Here is a 16898-nt window from a genome sequence, read left to right on the forward strand (position 1 = left end):
AAGAAAGTTATTGGAACTGAATTTAAAAATACATAGTGATATTTTTCGGGTCCAATGGAGGAAGATATGGCAATTCGTATTGAACAGAATTTGTTCTATGTAGAAAGTAAGGGACTGAGCCTGATCCTTGAAAATCGAGATGGCTACCTGATGCTTAAGCATCTGGGACGTCCGATCCCGTCTTATCATTTTTTCAATACGGTGCATGAGAAGGATCATGCTTTCTCTGGAAATCCAACACCTGACAATCGAACCTTCAGCTTGGATACCCAGCGTCAGATCCTAGGACAGCACGGGCTTGGAGATTTCCGAAAGCCGTCTATTCAAATCCAGCACGGCGCCACAGAGGTGACGGATTTCCTCTATGTCGGAGCCAATATCTACTCTGGCAGTGTCGAGGCAACTGGTCTTCCCAATCCACATACAGTAGATAGTACTGAAACCTTGGCCTTGGTCTTTGAAGATGATCAAGCGGCCCTGCGTTTGACCCTCTATTACACGGCTTACGAGGATCGGGCAACCATCACCAGCTTTTTAAAGATTGAAAACTGGAGTGATGAAACCGTCGTGATCCACAAGGCCCTCAGTGTGTTGGCCGATGTCCCAGCAGGTGACTATGATGTCATCACCCTTCAAGGGGCCTATGCGAGAGAAAAAACAGTCCGCCGTCAGCAAGTGGAGCAAGGAATCTTCTCCATCAGCTCTAACCGTGGTGCTTCTGGACACGCCCAGACTCCTGCTCTTATCCTAGCAGATCATGAAGTGACAGAAGATGCCGGTTCTGCCCTTGCCTTCCAACTGCTCTACAGTGGAAATTTTGAAGGATTTGTTCAAAAGAATCAACTCAATGAAGTTCGGGTTGGATTGGGAATCAATCCAGAAAACTTCTCCTGGGAGTTGGCACCGAATCAGAGCTTTGATACGCCGGTAGCAATGATCAGCTACTCACATGAGGGATTGACCGGTATCAGTCAAGAGAGTCAAGCATTTGTCCAAGACCATATCATTCCTAGTCCCTTTGCTCATAAAGAACGTCCAATTCTTATCAACAATTGGGAAGCGACCTACTTTGATTTCAAGAAAGACAAATTATTGGAGCTAGCAGACGAAGCTCAAAAAGTGGGGATCGAACTCTTTGTTCTAGATGATGGCTGGTTTGGCAATCGTTATGATGACAATCGGGCTCTAGGTGATTGGACCGTCAATGAAGAAAAATTAGGTGGAAGTCTAGCAGAATTGATCCAAGGCATCCACGACAAGGGACTTCAATTTGGCCTTTGGGTGGAGCCCGAAATGATTTCTGTTGATAGCGACCTCTATCGGGCTCATCCGGACTGGGCTATTCAAGTCCCAGGTTACGAACACACCTATTCACGGAATCAACTGGTGCTCGATTTCGCAAATAGAGAAGTGGTAGCTTATATCAAGCAGGTCTTGGATGACTTGCTTGGAAACCATGAGATCGACTATATTAAATGGGATATGAATCGCAATATCACCAAGCTTGGAAATGGGAAAACCTACCTGGAAACCAAGATGCAATCCCATGCTTATATCTTGGGTCTCTATGAAGTGGTTTCGTACTTGACGAAGAAATACGAGCACATCCTCTTTGAGTCTTGCTCCGGTGGTGGTGGCCGTAATGACCTAGGGATGATGCGTTACTTCCCACAGGTCTGGGCGAGTGACAATACGGATGCCATTGCCAGACTTCCGATCCAGTATGGATCTAGTTATCTCTATCCAACTATTTCTATTGGCGCTCACGTATCAGCGGTGCCAAATCATCAGATGGGACGGATCACACCACTAGAAACGCGTGGACATGTAGCCATGATGGGAAATCTGGGCTATGAATTGGATCTGACCAGCCTTTCTCAAGAAGAGTTGGATAGGATTGCAGATCAAGTTGCTCATTACAAAACGATTAGACCCCTTGTTCAGTTCGGAAAACACTACCGCTTGATCAATCCAGGTCATGGTAGCAATCAAGCAGCCGTCCAGTTCACTTATCAAGACCGTACGGTTGTGACCTATGTAAGAGTCTTATCAACGGTTGAGGAGATCGAGCCGACTCTGAAGCTCAAAGGTTTGGAAGAAGATGAGCTCTATAGCTTAGAAGGGACCAACCAAGTCTATTCAGGAGCTGAGCTCATGTATGCCGGCTTAACCGTCGTTCTTCCTCAGGGAGATTTCCTCACTAAACAATATGTTTTTGTCAAAAAATAAAAGGAGACAGCCAAATGAAATGGTATAAAAAAATCGGACTTCTTGCGACAACAGGCTTAGCCTTGTTTGGGCTCGGTGCTTGCTCCAACGATGGAAAATCGGCGGATGGCACAGTGACCATCGAGTATTTCAACCAGAAAAAAGAAATGACCAAAACCTTGGAAGAAATCGCGCGTGATTTTGAAAAGGAAAACCCAAAGGTCAAGGTCAAAGTTGTCAATGTACCGAACGGTGGTGAAGTATTGAAGACACGTGTCCTCGCAGGAGATGTGCCAGATGTAGTTAATATTTACCCACAGTCCATCGAATTGCAAGAATGGGCGAAAGCGGGTGTCTTCGAAGATTTAAGCAATAAAGACTACCTCAAACGCGTAAAAAACGGCTACGCTGAAAAATATGCCGTGAACGGAAAAGTCTACAACGTTCCTTTTACAGCCAATGCTTACGGAATCTACTACAACAAAGATAAATTCGAAGAGTTGGGCTTGAAGGTTCCTGAAACTTGGGACGAATTTGAACAGTTAGTCAAAGACATCGTTGCCAAAGGACAAACTCCATTTGGGATTGCAGGTGCAGATGCTTGGACGCTCAATGGGTATAATCAATTAGCCTTTGCGACAGCAGCCGGTGGAGGAAAAGAAGCCAACCAATATCTTCGTTATTCTCAACCAAATGCCATTAAATTGTCTGATCCGATTATGAAGGATGACATCAAGGTCATGGATATTCTTCGCATTAAAGGTTCTAAGCAAAAGAACTGGGAAGGTGCAGGTTATACAGACGTTATCGGAGCCTTCGCGCGTGGAGATGTCCTCATGACACCTAATGGATCTTGGGCTATCACAGCGATCAATGAACAAAAACCGAAATTTAAGATTGGGACCTTCATGATTCCAGGGAAAGAAAAAGGACAAAGCTTAACCGTTGGTGCGGGAGACTTAGCATGGTCTATCTCAGCTACTACCAAACATCCAAAAGAAGCCAATGCCTTTGTGGAATACATGACCCGTCCAGAAGTCATGCAAAAATACTATGATGTGGACGGATCTCCAACAGCGATCGAAGGGGTCAAACAAGCAGGAGAGGATTCACCGCTTGCTGGGATGACCAAATATGCCTTTACGGATCGTCACTTGGTGTGGTTGCAACAATACTGGACCAGTGAAGCAGACTTCCATACCTTGACGATGAACTATGTCTTGACAGGTGATAAACAAGGAATGGTCAATGATTTGAATGCCTTCTTTAACCCGATGAAAGCGGATGTGGATTAGGAGTAGAGAGACGATGAAAAAAGTATTACAAAAATATTGGGCATGGGCTTTTGTGGTCATTCCCCTCTTATTACAAGCAATTTTCTTCTATGTGCCAATGTTCCAAGGAGCCTTTTACAGTTTTACCAACTGGACAGGTTTGACCTATAACTACAAGTTTGTCGGCTTGAACAACTTTAAGCTCCTCTTCATGGATCCAAAATTCATGAATGCCATTGGCTTTACTGCAATCATCACGATTGCCATGGTGGTTGGTGAGATTGCCCTTGGGATCTTCATTGCGCGTGTCTTGAACTCTAAGATCAAAGGCCAAACCTTCTTCCGTGCTTGGTTCTTCTTCCCAGCTGTGTTGTCTGGTTTGACAGTGGCGTTGATCTTCAAACAAGTCTTCAACTACGGTCTACCAGCGATTGGGAATGCCCTTCATATTGAGTTTCTTCAAACTAGTCTTTTAGGGACTAAGTGGGGAGCTATCTTTGCGGCTGTCTTTGTCCTTCTTTGGCAAGGGGTGGCTATGCCTATCATTATCTTCCTAGCTGGTCTGCAATCTATCCCATCTGAAATTACAGAAGCAGCCAGAATCGATGGTGCGACGAGCAAGCAAGTCTTCTGGAATATTGAATTGCCTTACTTGTTGCCAAGTGTCTCTATGGTCTTTATCCTAGCCCTAAAAGGTGGGCTTACTGCCTTTGACCAAGTCTTTGCCATGACTGGTGGGGGTCCAAACAATGCCACAACCTCACTTGGACTCTTGGTTTATAACTACGCCTTTAAAAACAACCAATTCGGTTATGCCAATGCCATTGCCGTAATCCTGTTCTTCTTGATTGTAGTGATTTCGATCATCCAATTGAGAGTATCTAAGAAATTTGAAATTTAAGAGGAGAAGCACGATGAAACAAGATGAAAGAAAAGCCTTGATTGGCAAATACATTCTATTGATTCTAGGATCGGTTCTGATTTTAGTGCCACTCCTTGCCACCCTCTTTAGTTCCTTCAAACCCACCAAAGATATTGTAGATAATTTCTTTGGATTCCCGACGAATTTCACATGGGACAACTTTAGCCGTCTCTTGTCAGATGGAATCGGAGGCTATTATTGGAACTCTGTCGTCATCACTGTCTTGTCTTTACTTGCAGTAATGATCTTTATCCCCATGGCAGCATACTCCATCGCACGTAATATGAGTAAGAGAAAAGCCTTTACCATCATGTACACCCTCTTGATCCTTGGGATTTTCGTACCTTTCCAAGTCATCATGATTCCAATTACGGTTATGATGAGTAAACTCGGTTTGGCTAACACCTTTGGTTTGATCTTGCTCTACTTGACCTATGCGATTCCACAGACCCTCTTTCTCTATGTGGGGTATATCAAAATCTCTATCCCAGAAAGTTTGGATGAAGCAGCTGAGATCGATGGGGCTAATAAATTTACAACCTATTTCCGCATTATCTTCCCAATGATGAAACCGATGCATGCGACAACCATGATCATCAATGCCCTTTGGTTCTGGAATGACTTTATGTTGCCACTCCTTGTCTTGAACCGGGATTCCAAAATGTGGACTCTGCCTTTGTTCCAATACAACTACGCAGGCCAATATTTCAACGACTACGGACCAAGCTTTGCCTCTTACGTGGTCGGCATTATCAGTATCACCATTGTCTATCTCTTCTTCCAACGCCATATCATCGCAGGAATGAGCAACGGCGCAGTGAAATAACAAGATACAAAGGGACGATTTAGCTTGCTGATTTCAATCGTACCCTAGGAAACAATTCTAAAATAGAAAAACTCAAGAAAGCCAGGTCTCCTAAGACTTGGCTTTCAAAAAAGAAAGGGAACCATTATGCCAATTCAAAACAAAACCATGTTAATTACTTACTCAGATAGCTTAGGAAATAACCTGAAGGATCTCTATGAAAATCTGGAGAAGCACTTTGGGGATGCAGTAGGTGGGGTTCACCTCTTGCCATTTTTCCCATCAACTGGTGACCGTGGCTTTGCGCCTGTCGACTATGACCAAGTGGATCCAGCCTTTGGAGATTGGGAAGATGTCAAACGCTTGGGCGACAAGTACTATCTTATGTTTGACTTTATGATCAATCACATTTCTCGTCAGTCTAAATACTACAAGGACTACCAAGAAAAGCACGACCAAAGTGCCTACAAGGACCTCTTTCTCAACTGGGACAAGTTCTGGCCGGAGAATCGTCCAAATCAAGCGGATGTGGACTTGATTTATAAGCGCAAAGATCGAGCTCCCAAGCAAGAAATTACCTTTGCGGATGGAACAACTGAGCATCTCTGGAATACTTTCGGGGAAGAGCAGATTGACCTAGACGTGACCAAGGACGTGACCATGGACTTTATTCGCAAGACCATCGAACACCTGGCGAGCAATGGCTGTGACCTCATTCGTTTGGACGCCTTTGCCTATGCAGTCAAGAAATTGGACACCAATGATTTCTTCGTGGAGCCAGACATTTGGGATTTGTTGGATAAGGTGCGCGATATGGCGGCAGGCTACGGTGCTGAGCTTCTTCCAGAGATTCATGAGCACTATTCCATCCAGTTTAAGATTGCCGATCACGACTATTATGTCTATGACTTCGCACTTCCAATGGTAACCCTCTATACCCTCTATAGTTCAAAAGTGGATCGCCTTGCCAAGTGGTTGAAGATGAGTCCGATGAAGCAATTCACGACGCTCGATACCCATGATGGGATTGGGGTGGTCGATGTCAAGGATATCTTGACAGATGAAGAGATTGACTATGCTTCAAATGAGCTCTATAAGGTAGGGGCAAATGTTAAACGCAAATATTCCACAGCAGAATACAACAACTTGGACATCTACCAAATCAATTCGACCTACTATTCAGCGCTTGGTGATGACGATCGTAAGTACTTCCTAGCCCGTTTAATTCAAGCCTTTGCACCAGGTATTCCACAAGTTTATTATGTTGGATTCCTAGCTGGGAAGAATGATTTGGAACTCTTAGAAAACACCAAAGAAGGCCGCAATATCAACCGTCATTACTACAGCAATGAAGAAATCGCTCAAGAAGTAGAGCGTCCAGTCGTGCAATCCCTTCTCAAACTCTTTAGTTTCCGGAACAACTCGCAAGCTTTTGACCTAGAAGGAAGCATTGAAGTGGAAACACCAGATGATCATACCATTGTCATCACGCGCCAAAACAAAGACCAGACTGTCACAGCAGTAGCTCGAATCGATCTTGCTGAGGGCACTTACCAAGTGACAGAAAACGGTCAAGAAATGGTGTTTTAAAAAAATATGAACGAACTAAGGGATAAGTAAAAAAGCTTATCCTTTTTCTGTTTTAGATATTGCAACCGTTTACAAAACTATAAAACAATGGTACAATATCTATTGAAAGAAAGGAGGTCGCTTTATGAAAAAAATCATTTATCCATCTGCGGCCCTATTAGCTGCTTTTGCTCTATTATCCGTTCAAACAGCAAAAGCAGACACAGCTCAAGCGTCGGATCAAGTCAATGAACCGGCAGCAACAGTAGAAGAGGTGGTAGCTTCTCCAACGCCAGAAACCACCACAGAAAATCAGGGAGAAGTGGCCGAAACGCCGACTTCAACAGACCGTGCAGCTGTCCCTGCTGCCTCCCCAACGGTAACATCGACAGAGACGGCATCTCCTGAAGTGGAAAAACTGATTGAAAACATGCCACTTAAACAAAAGGTGACTCAAATGATCATGCCGGACTTCCGTAAGTGGCAGGAGGCTAATCAGGAGTCGCCACAGGATCTTACCAAGGTCAATGGTGAAGTGGCAGATGCGATTGATAAATATGATTTTGGGGGCGTCATTCTTTTTGCTGAAAACGTCAAAGAAACCAAGCAAACTCTGGCTCTGACGCAAGATATGCAAAAAGCAGCGATCGAAAACAAGGCCAATAACGGGAAGATTCCGCTATTGTTAGCCATCGACCAAGAAGGGGGAATCGTCTACCGCTTGGGTACGGGTACTGCCCTTCCTGGCAATATGGCTATTGGGGCTACCAATGATCCTAAACTTGCGAAAGAAGCCGGTCAAATCATCGGTCGGGAGCTTTCTGCACTAGGCTTGAATGTGGATTTTGCTCCGGTGCTAGATACCAATAACAATCCTCAAAATCCTGTGATTGGGCTTCGTTCCTTCTCATCTGATCCAAACCGGGTTGCCTACTTGGGTATTCCGATGATGAAAGGCATTCAGGACTACAATGTAGCCGTAGCAGCCAAGCATTTCCCAGGTCATGGAGATACAGCAGTCGATTCCCATACGGGTCTGCCATTGGTGGATAAATCTCTTGCCGAACTTGAAAAATTGGAACTCCTTCCATTCAAAAAAGCCATGGATGAAGGGGTAGACCTCTTAATGACGGCTCATATCCAATACCCACAGATTGAAAAAGATCAGGTTGTGTCAAAAGAAACGGGTGAGAAAATTTATGTTCCAGCGACACTCTCTGATGATATTTTAACGGGCTTGGTACGGAAGAAATACGGCTATAAGGGCGTGATTGTTTCTGATGCCATGGGAATGGATGCTATCGCTAAGAATTTTGGTGAAGTGGAAGCTGTGAAAATGGCCATCAAGGCAGGAGTTGATTTGGTCTTGATGCCAACGACCCTTCGCAGTAAAGCCGATCTGACTAAGATTGATACCATTGTCAATGCGGTGGTAGATGCGGTCCAAACCGGTGACATTTCAGAAGAACGCTTAAATGAGTCGGTTCGCCGGATTCTGACCCTCAAAGAAAAACGTGGGGTCTTGAATTTTAATCCAAGTGCTCGGACAGCTGAAAAAGCAGAAGAAGCAGTCGGATCTAGCCTCAACCGTGACTTGGAACGTAAGATTGCAGCAGCAGCGGTGACGGTTGTAAAAAATGAAGACAATACCTTGCCATTTAAGGTGCAAACAGGGGACCATGTCTTACTCTTAGGAGCTTTTGAAAATGAAGTCCCTGGACTCGATTTAGGCATGCGTCGCTTAATTGCTGACGGAGTGCTTCCAAAAGATACCTCCTTTGTGGCCAAGAACTTCACTAAAGAATCTACCCTTGATAGTCTAAAAGAAGACCTAGAGAAAGCAACTCACATCGTAGTGATTTCAGAGATCGGTTATGAAGGGCAACTGGATAAAGATTTCTGGCGGACCAAGATCCCAACAGAAATTGTCAATTATGCCAATACCAACCATAAGAAAGCAGCTGTCCTTTCTATCTCTAAACCTTATGATGTAGCAAACTATCCAGCAGCCAAAGCCATTTTGGCAGTCTATGGAAATAAGGGAATGGATCCAACGGAATCCCTCAAACCAGACAATGCATTTGGTCCTAATATTCCTGCAGGAGTGGAAGTCATCTTCAATGGCAAGGAACATCTAGGTACCTTACCGGTTGATATTCCAAAAATTGTAGACGGAAAAATGTCGGAAACAGAGTACGCCTACCGCATTGGTCATGGTCTCTTCTATCCAGCACCTGCACCATTGCCAACACCAGAAACCCAAGATCCAACTTCACCAGTCCAAGATCCAACCCATCAGACACAACCAGTAGAGGTTGGTCACACTGGAACACAGGTCCTTGTTAGCAAGCAAGAAAAAGCTAGCCCTCTTGATGGTCCACAAGTTACTCCGATCGCTGTGAAACAAGCCACTGATCAGGCTCCTGTCAGCATGTCAGCCAGTCCTGCCTCATCGGTATTGCCAAAAACCGGTCAAACAGGGAACCTCCTCTCCCTCATGGGCATCAGCCTCTTAACCTTCCTTGGATCTTTTGTCTATCCAAGAAAGAAACACTAAGAAATGAAGAATCTCAATTGGGTAATCTCCCAATTGAGATTTTTTGGTAAAAATTTACTAAAATGAACTCAAAAGATACCAAGTTAGTTAAAAATAGAATATGGTTAAAAGCCTATATTATAGGCTTTTTAAAGATAAAATAAAAAATTAATAAAATTTTACTAAAAATACTTGAAGTTTTACTTCTGATCAGATATAATACAAGTATAAAAACGTTTACAAAACTAAAGGAGTTTCTCATGACGACAACAATCACATCTCAAGATTTACAAGAAAAGTTCCAGGCTGTCTTTGGGGAAAAGGCTGACCATACCTTCTTTTCACCAGGACGGATTAATCTGATTGGTGAACACACGGACTATAACGGAGGCCATGTTTTCCCAGCGGCTATCACACTCGGTACCTACGGAGCGGCAAGAAAGCGTGAGGATAAGGTCTTGCGTTTCTTCTCAGGAAACTTTGAAGACAAGGGGATCATTGAAGTTCCACTTGAAAATCTCCACTTTGAAAAAGAGCACAACTGGACCAACTATCCAAAAGGCGTGCTCCACTTCTTGCAAGAAGCTGGTCATGTCATTGATAGCGGTATGGACGTCTATGTCTACGGCAATATTCCAAATGGATCCGGTCTTTCTTCTTCAGCTTCTCTTGAGCTCTTAATTGGCGTCATCGCTGAGAAACTATATGATCTTCACTTAGATCGTCTAGATCTGGTCAAGATCGGGAAACAAACCGAAAATTACTTCATCGGAGTTAACTCTGGGATCATGGACCAATTTGCCATCGGTATGGGAGCTGATCAACGGGCTATTTACCTCGATACCAACACCCTAGAGTATGATTTGGTACCGCTGGACCTCAAAGACAATGTCGTAGTCATCATGAATACCAACAAACGCCGGGAATTAGCGGATTCAAAATACAATGAACGTCGTTCAGAATGCGAAACCGCCGTTTCTGAACTCCAAGAAAAATTGGATATCCAAACCTTAGGAGAATTGGATCTCTGGTCTTTTGATGCCTACAGCTACTTGATCAAGGATGAAAATCGCATCAAACGGGCTCGTCATGCTGTACTTGAAAACCAACGGACCCTCCAAGCTCGTAAGGCCCTTGAAGCAGGGGATTTGGAAGGCTTTGGCCGTCTCATGAATGCTTCCCACGTATCCTTGGAACATGACTACGAAGTGACAGGTCTAGAATTGGATACCTTGGTGCATACAGCCTGGGAACAAGAAGGAGTGCTTGGTGCTCGTATGACGGGAGCAGGCTTTGGTGGTTGCGCCATCGCCCTTGTAAACAAAGATAAGGTTGAAGCATTTAAAGAAGTTGTCGGCAAACGCTATGAGGAAGTCGTTGGCTATGCGCCAAGCTTCTACATTGCAGAGGTTGCGGCGGGGACACGGGTACTTGATTAAAAAGGAGATAGGATGACAGAACTGGTATTAGATGCATTTGTCACAGCCGTCATTGCGGCGAGTGACTACGAAGAGATGGATCGGATTTATCTAAAAAATCGCATCATGAGTCGCATTGGAGAAGAAGGGCTAGACGCCCCAGCTCAAAAAGAAGACTTGATCGCACTCAAAGATCAGCTGGTAGAGATCGCTGTTGCAAATAGCAAGATCCAGGATAGTATGGCCGCAAAAGACAGTTTGGGTGCGGAGTTGATGGATTGGATCACCCCTAGTCCTAGTCAAGTCAACCATCGCTTTTGGGAGACCTACCGTCAGTCCAAGGAAGACGCGATTGCGGATTTCTATGCCCTCTCTAAGCGCAATGATTACATCAAGGTCAAAGCCATTGCGCAAAATATTGCCTTTGAGACACAAACTCCCTACGGTTCTCTTGAAATCACCATCAATCTGTCAAAACCTGAAAAAGATCCTAAAGACATTGCAGCGGCCAAGCTTGCCAAAGCCAGTCATTATCCAGCCTGCCAATTGTGCTTTGAAAATGAAGGCTATCAAGGTCGCCTAGACCATCCAGCCCGGGCCAATCATCGGATTATCCGTTTTGACATGGACGGTCATGACTGGGGCTTTCAGTATTCCCCTTATGCCTACTTCAATGAACACTGCATTTTCCTCGATAGCCAGCATGTTCCTATGGCCATTAGCCGCAAGACCTTTGAGCGACTCTTGACCATTGTCGAGACTTTCCCAGGCTATTTTGCAGGGTCCAATGCAGACCTGCCCATTGTAGGGGGATCCATCCTGACTCATGACCATTACCAAGGCGGACGCCATACCTTCCCTATGGAGCTAGCTCCTGTTGAGGAAAGCTTTAGCGTTGAGGGATTTGAGGCTGTATCGGTAGGAATTGTCAATTGGCCCATGTCGGTTCTCCGCTTGCAATCGGACAACAAGGCGCAATTGATTGACCTGGCAGACCATATCCTAAAGGTCTGGCGAGGCTACTCGGATCCAGCCGTTCAAGTTTTAGCGGTATCCGATGGTCAGCCCCACCATACCATTACCCCCATTGCACGGATTCGTGATGGGCATTATGAATTGGACTTAGTGCTCCGTGATAACCAAACCTCACCAGAGCATCCCGATGGCATTTATCACCCACATGCGGATGTGCAACACATCAAAAAAGAAAATATTGGCTTGATCGAAGTCATGGGCTTGGCCATATTGCCACCTCGACTCAAGGAAGAGCTCAAGCAGGTTCAAGACTATCTGCTTGGACGTGAAAGCACTGTGGCGACCTACCACCAGCCTTGGGCGGATGACTTGAAAGCCACTCACCCATCCATCACAGACGAAGCAGAGGCAGAAGTCCTTGTCCGTGAATCAGTTGGCCAGATCTTTGCGCGTGTGCTGGAAGATGCTGGAGTTTACAAGCGAACAGCAGAAGGACAAGCTGCCTTTAGACGCTTTGTTGCGACACTTTAAGTGTGGAGAAGTGGCAGAAATTTGGTACAATAAGAGAGAAGACAAGAAGCGAAAGGAAAACAAATGGCAATACTCGTACTCGGAGGAGCTGGCTATATCGGTTCCCACATGGTGGACCGCTTGGTCAATGAAGGACAGGAAAAAGTCGTCGTGGTTGATAGCCTGGTCACAGGCCACCGTGCAGCGGTGCATCCAGATGCCGTCTTTTACCAAGGAGACCTGGCAGATCAAGACTTTATGCGCACTGTGTTTAAGGAACATGCTGATATCGATGCGGTCATCCACTTTGCGGCCTACTCACTGGTCGCTGAGTCCATGGCAGATCCATTGAAATATTTTGACAATAATACAGCAGGCATGGTCAAACTCTTGGAAGTCATGCATGAATGTGGGGGGCACTACATCGTCTTTTCTTCAACTGCTGCTACCTACGGCATTCCAGAAGAAATTCCGATTCTTGAAACCACTCCGCAAAAACCGATCAACCCTTATGGTGAAAGCAAGCTCATGATGGAAACCATCATGCGTTGGGCCGATCAAGCCTACGGGATCAAGTATGTGCCCCTTCGTTACTTTAATGTAGCGGGTGCCAAGCCAGATGGATCCATCGGAGAAGACCATGGACCAGAGACCCATCTCTTGCCGATCGTCTTGCAAGTGGCTCAAGGCAAACGTGAGAAGATCTCTATTTTTGGAGATGACTACCAGACACCAGATGGCACCAATGTTCGGGACTATGTTCATCCATTTGACTTGGCAGATGCCCATCTTTTAGCAGTGGAGTATCTCCGAAATGGCAACCCATCTACTGCCTTTAATCTGGGCTCATCGACTGGATTCTCCAATCTTCAAATCGTTGAAGCAGCTCGCAAGGTGACAGGACATCCGATCCCACTTGAGCTGGCCGATCGCAGACCAGGAGATCCAGATACCCTGATCGCATCCTCTGAGAAGGCGCGTGCCATCCTCGGCTGGCAACCAAAATTTGACAATATCGAAACTATCATTCAAGCAGCCTGGGCTTGGCATTCCAGCCACCCAGATGGCTACAATGATCGATAAGGAGGGACTGCGGACATCATTTTTGAGACTTTTTTAATAACATCTAAAACGACAGTTGATCTTGCCAAATGACTCGTTTCAGACGTCAGTCATTTCCCTAACCATCATAAAAAAGTGAGGTATTCAAAATGAATAAAACCACAAAAATGTTAGCCGTCTTCTTGACAGCGGGTCTTCTTTTAGCTGGTTGCGCACAAAAAGAGACTACAAAATCTAATAGTCCATCGTCTACTAAAGCAACTAGTAAAGCAACAAGCAAATCATCCGCTAAAGAGAAGACAAAAGAGTCATCAACTGATGAAAGCAAAAAAGAAGATGCACTAGCAGGTGCACAAAAAACTGTTCTCGAAACGAGTGATGAAGCAGGTAAGTCAACTATCACCTTGTATTACAAGGGAGATACCTTGTTATTACAAGAAAAAGTTGATGATTACGACGTCTCAAAAGTGCCTGGTGAGAACCCTCTTGAAACCATGAAAGAAGCCGTTGCTAAGAGCCAAGAAAAATTCAAAGATCTGATGGGCCATGGATTTGAACTAACATCAGAATACAAAGACGGAATCTTTTATATCCGCAATACCATTGATTACACAAAAATCGATTTTAATAAATTAAAAGAAATCGTACCAGGCTTCAATCCCCTAGATGACAAAACAGTCAGTTATTCAGTAACGAAAGACAGTCTTATCAAGGGCGGTATGGTCGAAAAATAAACCAAAAAGAGAGCAGCTCAGTTTGCTGCTCTTTTTTGGTTTAGTATGAATTCATGGGTATATTTTGGTAGAATAGGATTTAAGGAAAAGTGAGTTTAAAGAATGATTGGCAAAGGAATGAAGAAAATCCTTAAACTAATTTCTATTCATATATTTTAAATAGTAAGGCGGTTGTAAAATGACGAAAGCCCTATATATTCAAATAATATTGCTCTTCACAGCTTTTTTTAGCTTTCTTCTTTTAATATATTTTTTGTTCTACAAAAGGGAGAAGAAGATCCAGAAATATGCAACTATGCAAGTTATTGGAGAAGTGGTTAAACATAGTTATTTAAATGGTTCGGATTTAGCTGCCTTACCAGTTGTTGAATATGTGGTAGATGGAGAAAGATATCAAAAACGTTTCTCTTATTCAACTTATGAAACAACAACATCGAAAAAAGCGAAAGCTGACGTATTTGATACAAAATTTATCAGAAGTCCCTATCATGTATTAGATTTAAAAAATATTTTTCCAATTGGTTCTAAAATGACGGTATGGTGCAATCCCCAAAAACCTAAACAAGGCTTCGTTGAAAGGTATCCAGGTCATGACAGAATCTTACGATTACATATCATTATTTTTGGTACTCTCTATATATTATTGATTGTGATAGTTACTTTTTTCTATGTCATGTAACGGAATAAGAGAATGTAGTTTACTTCCAATTTGATAGAAAAGTAATAGAAAACTCTTGTTTTATTCCAACTGAAGAACTGTATAAATTAGTTTTAGAGTGGAAAGAGATGGAAGATAAAATGCACAGTGGAGCAGATATTTTTCCAGTGACCATAAATGAATTCGATGTTAAAAAAAACTACCATTCCGAGAAAGAGATAGTGAGAGGTATGAAATCGTGAAAACTAGAATTCATTACATTACAAAGATTGAAATGCAAGATCGATTGCCTTTTAGTGGCTTTGTGGCAATTTTTGATGGGAAGCAGATCCAAAACAAAGAAGAGTTATTTCATTTTCTTGAAAAAATTGTCGGCCTTCCCGATGCGAATAATTGGTCGTCTATTACGGATTGGCTAACGGACCTCTCATGGATAAAAGCCGAAACATGCACCTTTATTTTTGAAAATGATGATAGTTTATTAAAAGACGACTTATCTTCTAAAGACTTATTTTTGGAAATTTTGGAAGAAGATGTTCTTCCTTGGTGGGAAAGTGATGTTGAAAAACATGTTGTTGGCGGTAAGGTCAAGAGTTTTCAAGTTTACATAGTGGAAAATTAAAAAATGGTACAAATTTTTATGGAGCTGCTTTAAGGTAACATAATCTTTATCAAAAAGATAAATCTCGGGGCCCTGAACGAACAGTCATTTGTGATGATGGTTCAATTTGGTTTATTGAGGATCACTATCAAATATTTAATAGAATACGGTAGCATATGATGAGCAAATATACAGAGAAGCTGATCAAGTTTTATTACCAAATCCATGGATATTAGACTGGATAGTGGATATGCGAGTTGCGCCAAATTGAGGTTTTGAATTATGAAAAATAAATATATGAAGTATACAGACAAATTACAAGATTTAATTGACTTAGAATATCCAAGTCAGAAGTTATACCCGGGAATTATACAGGATATATATAGCGTAACTAAGCGTATAGGAAGAGGAGAAAATATCGATGACATTAGTTTTTTTAGTTTAGCAAGAAGATTTGTAGATGAAACAATGGATTATAAAAGTGAAATTTTTGTAGTCTTAAAACAATTAGAGAAAGAGTTAAAAAAAGAGAATTGATGGACAATAGATTAATTGATTTGATAACGAAACTAAGAATTGATTCCAATTGCTGAGAAACAGTGGATCGAATCTGAAGGTAAACTTCCAGATGATTATGTATCGCCGCTTAAGTAAGGAAGGTATAAAATGAAACCAACAAAACTTGAATGGGAAGATGTTACCCAATTTGAGGAAATTGAAGGCTATGGAAAATCCATTCGGAAAAATGAGGACAAATATTATTTAGTTTTAGAAGAAGGCACCGTAGCTTCTTGGTTAGTAATCTATGAACTCCCACAAGAATTATTTGCTCTATTAGAGAGTGGAGATAGAACGCTCCAAGAAGTTTCCTGGAAAGTTCAGAATGATCGTTGGCCACCGACGGAAGAAGAGAGAAAAGAGTCTAGAAGAAAATTTATAAGTAAATATCCAGCTTCTTTGATAGATGTCCCCAAAAATAGGAAACTGTTCTCTAAGGAAGAACTTGAAGAGTTGATTCCGGTTGCTGAGAAGCAGTGGATTGAATCTGAAGGAGAACTTCCAAATGATTATGTGTCACCACTTAAATAAGGAAGGTATAAAATGAAACCAACAAAACTAGAATGGGAAGATGTTATCAAGTTTGAAGAAGTAGAAGGATACGGGAAGTCAATCTGGAAAAATGAGGACAAGTATTATTTAGTTTTAGAAGAAGGCACCGTAGCTTCTTGGTTAGTAATCTATGAACTCCCACAAGAATTATTTGCTCTATTAGAGAGTGGAGAGAGAACGTTCCAAGAAGTTTCCTGGAAAGTTCAAAATGACTGTTGGCCACCGACGGAAGAAGAAAAGAAAGCTAGTGAGAAACGATTCATAGAAGAGAGTCCAACATCATTAATTGATATACCTGAAACTAGAGAATTATTTACTCAGGAAGAGCTTGAAAGATTAATTCCCCTTGCTGAGCAAATGTGGATTGACTGGAGAGGCAAACTTCCAGATGATTATGTATCGCCACTAAAGTAAGGAATGTATAAATGAAACCAACAAGACTACAATGAGAAGAAGTTAGTAAGTTTGAGGAAATAAAAGGTTATGGTCAACATGTTTGGCGACATCATGAGAAAT

General features: G+C 42.9%; 15 protein-coding genes. All 15 read left to right on the forward strand.

Going from position 1 to position 16898, the window contains the following annotated elements:
- The first annotated feature begins 66 nt into the window (after nucleotides 1–66).
- The 15 genes from O3629_RS06295 (at nucleotide 67) to O3629_RS06365 (ending at nucleotide 16796) form a co-directional block, all read left to right on the forward strand.
- Nucleotides 67–2229, forward strand: coding sequence for an alpha-galactosidase (locus O3629_RS06295; RefSeq protein ID WP_371608912.1), 2163 nt, complete (start codon nucleotides 67–69; stop codon nucleotides 2227–2229).
- Between the two features lie 14 nt (nucleotides 2230–2243).
- Complete coding sequence (locus O3629_RS06300; protein WP_125826425.1) at nucleotides 2244–3503, forward strand: extracellular solute-binding protein; 1260 nt, start codon at nucleotides 2244–2246, stop codon at nucleotides 3501–3503.
- Nucleotides 3504–3516: 13 nt separating this feature from the next.
- Nucleotides 3517–4383, forward strand: coding sequence for a carbohydrate ABC transporter permease (locus O3629_RS06305; protein ID WP_024055928.1), 867 nt, complete (start codon nucleotides 3517–3519; stop codon nucleotides 4381–4383).
- Between the two features lie 13 nt (nucleotides 4384–4396).
- Nucleotides 4397–5230: a carbohydrate ABC transporter permease gene (locus tag O3629_RS06310; RefSeq protein WP_023918448.1), complete on the forward strand. Its 834-nt coding sequence runs from the start codon at nucleotides 4397–4399 to the stop codon at nucleotides 5228–5230.
- Between the two features lie 126 nt (nucleotides 5231–5356).
- Nucleotides 5357–6799, forward strand: coding sequence for a sucrose phosphorylase (gene gtfA, locus O3629_RS06315; RefSeq protein WP_371608913.1), 1443 nt, complete (start codon nucleotides 5357–5359; stop codon nucleotides 6797–6799).
- A 124-nt stretch (nucleotides 6800–6923) separates the two neighbouring features.
- A complete protein-coding gene (locus tag O3629_RS06320) occupies nucleotides 6924–9335 on the forward strand; it encodes a glycoside hydrolase family 3 N-terminal domain-containing protein (RefSeq protein WP_371608914.1) in 2412 nt (803 codons plus the stop codon).
- A 239-nt stretch (nucleotides 9336–9574) separates the two neighbouring features.
- On the forward strand, nucleotides 9575–10753 hold the full coding sequence (locus O3629_RS06325) for a galactokinase (RefSeq protein ID WP_371608915.1): 1179 nt from the start codon (nucleotides 9575–9577) through the stop codon (nucleotides 10751–10753).
- A gap of 12 nt (nucleotides 10754–10765) precedes the next feature.
- Nucleotides 10766–12238, forward strand: a complete 1473-nt coding sequence (galT, locus tag O3629_RS06330; protein ID WP_287311791.1) for a UDP-glucose--hexose-1-phosphate uridylyltransferase — start codon at nucleotides 10766–10768, stop codon at nucleotides 12236–12238.
- Between the two features lie 63 nt (nucleotides 12239–12301).
- Nucleotides 12302–13300, forward strand: a complete 999-nt coding sequence (gene galE, locus O3629_RS06335) for a UDP-glucose 4-epimerase GalE (RefSeq protein WP_371608916.1) — start codon at nucleotides 12302–12304, stop codon at nucleotides 13298–13300.
- A 128-nt stretch (nucleotides 13301–13428) separates the two neighbouring features.
- Nucleotides 13429–14013: a DUF1307 domain-containing protein gene (locus O3629_RS06340; RefSeq protein ID WP_371608917.1), complete on the forward strand. Its 585-nt coding sequence runs from the start codon at nucleotides 13429–13431 to the stop codon at nucleotides 14011–14013.
- Nucleotides 14014–14191: 178 nt separating this feature from the next.
- Nucleotides 14192–14692 (forward strand): DUF3592 domain-containing protein, encoded by a 501-nt coding sequence (locus O3629_RS06345; RefSeq protein ID WP_118228048.1) that lies wholly within the window; start codon nucleotides 14192–14194, stop codon nucleotides 14690–14692.
- Nucleotides 14693–14909: 217 nt separating this feature from the next.
- Nucleotides 14910–15293, forward strand: a complete 384-nt coding sequence (locus tag O3629_RS06350) for a barstar family protein (RefSeq protein ID WP_371608918.1) — start codon at nucleotides 14910–14912, stop codon at nucleotides 15291–15293.
- 261 nt (nucleotides 15294–15554) lie between these two features.
- Nucleotides 15555–15809 (forward strand): hypothetical protein, encoded by a 255-nt coding sequence (locus tag O3629_RS06355; protein WP_223141781.1) that lies wholly within the window; start codon nucleotides 15555–15557, stop codon nucleotides 15807–15809.
- Between the two features lie 129 nt (nucleotides 15810–15938).
- Entirely contained in the window at nucleotides 15939–16361 is a 423-nt protein-coding gene (locus tag O3629_RS06360) for a hypothetical protein (protein WP_223141782.1), read from the forward strand.
- A 12-nt stretch (nucleotides 16362–16373) separates the two neighbouring features.
- Nucleotides 16374–16796, forward strand: a complete 423-nt coding sequence (locus O3629_RS06365; RefSeq protein ID WP_223141783.1) for a hypothetical protein — start codon at nucleotides 16374–16376, stop codon at nucleotides 16794–16796.
- Nucleotides 16797–16898 lie beyond the last annotated feature (102 nt).

Source organism: Streptococcus sp. 27098_8_12 (assembly GCF_041432115.1).
Classification (GTDB): Bacteria; Bacillota; Bacilli; order Lactobacillales; family Streptococcaceae; genus Streptococcus; species Streptococcus parasanguinis_V.

Coding starts and splice junctions, on each gene's coding strand:
- gtfA (WP_371608913.1), top strand. CDS start 5,357: ATGCCAATTCAAAACAAAACCATGTTAATTACTTACTCAGATAGCTTA.
- O3629_RS06320 (WP_371608914.1), top strand. CDS start 6,924: ATGAAAAAAATCATTTATCCATCTGCGGCCCTATTAGCTGCTTTTGCT.
- O3629_RS06340 (WP_371608917.1), top strand. CDS start 13,429: ATGAATAAAACCACAAAAATGTTAGCCGTCTTCTTGACAGCGGGTCTT.
- O3629_RS06345 (WP_118228048.1), top strand. CDS start 14,192: ATGACGAAAGCCCTATATATTCAAATAATATTGCTCTTCACAGCTTTT.
- O3629_RS06325 (WP_371608915.1), top strand. CDS start 9,575: ATGACGACAACAATCACATCTCAAGATTTACAAGAAAAGTTCCAGGCT.
- O3629_RS06310 (WP_023918448.1), top strand. CDS start 4,397: ATGAAACAAGATGAAAGAAAAGCCTTGATTGGCAAATACATTCTATTG.
- O3629_RS06360 (WP_223141782.1), top strand. CDS start 15,939: ATGAAACCAACAAAACTTGAATGGGAAGATGTTACCCAATTTGAGGAA.
- O3629_RS06300 (WP_125826425.1), top strand. CDS start 2,244: ATGAAATGGTATAAAAAAATCGGACTTCTTGCGACAACAGGCTTAGCC.
- O3629_RS06305 (WP_024055928.1), top strand. CDS start 3,517: ATGAAAAAAGTATTACAAAAATATTGGGCATGGGCTTTTGTGGTCATT.
- O3629_RS06355 (WP_223141781.1), top strand. CDS start 15,555: ATGAAAAATAAATATATGAAGTATACAGACAAATTACAAGATTTAATT.
- O3629_RS06365 (WP_223141783.1), top strand. CDS start 16,374: ATGAAACCAACAAAACTAGAATGGGAAGATGTTATCAAGTTTGAAGAA.
- galE (WP_371608916.1), top strand. CDS start 12,302: ATGGCAATACTCGTACTCGGAGGAGCTGGCTATATCGGTTCCCACATG.
- galT (WP_287311791.1), top strand. CDS start 10,766: ATGACAGAACTGGTATTAGATGCATTTGTCACAGCCGTCATTGCGGCG.
- O3629_RS06295 (WP_371608912.1), top strand. CDS start 67: ATGGCAATTCGTATTGAACAGAATTTGTTCTATGTAGAAAGTAAGGGA.